The sequence below is a fragment of the Streptococcus sp. 27098_8_74 genome (assembly GCF_041431705.1).
Taxonomy (GTDB): Bacteria; Bacillota; Bacilli; order Lactobacillales; family Streptococcaceae; genus Streptococcus; species Streptococcus salivarius_E.
This window is the reverse complement of sequence record NZ_JAPVYF010000062.1, coordinates 1-1,324: the sequence shown is the minus strand read 5'-3', so window position 1 is coordinate 1,324 and position 1,324 is coordinate 1. Positions and strand designations below refer to the sequence as shown.

Annotated in this window: 1 protein-coding gene; it reads left to right on the top strand. The window is 37.8% G+C overall.

What is annotated here, in order from left to right:
• A protein-coding gene (locus O3670_RS10925; protein WP_371596173.1) for an IS3 family transposase occupies positions 1-1,324 on the top strand; the annotation gives its coding sequence in 2 pieces (ribosomal slippage) (positions 1-426 and positions 426-1,324; 1,325 coding nt annotated over the 2 pieces). This gene is flagged as partial in the annotation.

The following is a 1,324-nucleotide window of genomic DNA, read 5'->3' as shown; positions in this document are numbered from 1 at the left end:
TTCAAATATATGAACTGAGAAAGCAAGGAGAAAGCTTTAAACGACTTTCAAATCAATTTGAGGTGAACGTTTCTGGTCTAAAGTACATGGTGAAATTAATTGACCGTTATGGAATAAACATCGTCAAAAAGGGAAAGAAGCGTTACTATTCTCCTAAATTAAAACGAGAAATGATTAATAAGGTTCTGCTTGAAGGTTGTTCCCAACAAAGTGTTTCTCTGGACTATGGCCTCTCCAATCAAGGTTTGCTTAACAATTGGATAGCACAATACAAGAAAAATGGGTATACTATTGTTGAGAAAGCAAGAGGGAGACCGCCTAAAATGGGACGTAAGCCAAAGAAGAAACCTGAAGAGATGACAGAACTAGAGCGACTTCAAGCAGAAAATGAGTACTTGAGAGCGGAGAACGCTGTTCTAAAAAAGTTGAGAGAACTCCGATTGAGGGACGAAAAAGAGCAAGAAGAAAAACGGAAATTGTTCGAGGATTGGTAACAGAGTTTGCTTTAGAGATTCTTCTAAAGATTATTAGGCTTGCTCGTTCGACCTATTATTACCACTTAAAACAGCTGGATCAAACGGATAAGAATCAAACTATCAAAGCTGAAATTCAAGCTATTTTTACTGAACACAAAGGAAATTATGGCTATCGTCGCATCACTCTTGCATTGAGAAATCGTGGCTTCGTGGTAAATCATAAGAAAGTGCAACGTCTGATGAAGGCTCTTGGTTTAAGTGCTCGAATTCGCCGAAAACGGAAGTACTCTTCATATCAAGGAGAGATTGGTAAGAAAGCAGAAAATCTCATTCGACGCCAGTTTGAAGCATCAAAACCAATGGAAAAGTGCTACACAGATGTGACAGAGTTTGCCATTCCAGCAAGCAGCCAAAAACTCTATTTATCACCAGTTTTAGATGGTTTTAACAGCGAAATTATCGCCTACAATCTTTCTACTTCGCCCAACTTAGCACAAGTAAAAATGATGTTGGAACAAGCTTTCACAGAGAAGTACTATGAGAACACTATTCTACACAGTGACCAGGGATGGCAATATCAACATGATTTCTATCATCATTTTTTAGAGGACAAGGGAATCCAACAATCTATGTCACGTAAAGGCAATAGTCCAGACAACGGCATGATGGAATCCTTCTTTGGCATTCTTAAGTCTGAGATGTTTTATGGTTATGAGAAGACGTTCAAGTCAATTGAGCATTTGGAACAAGCTATTGTAGACTATATTAATTATTACAACAACAAACGCATTAAGGTAAAACTAAAAGGACTCAGTCCTGTACAATACAGAACTAAATCCTTTGCTTAA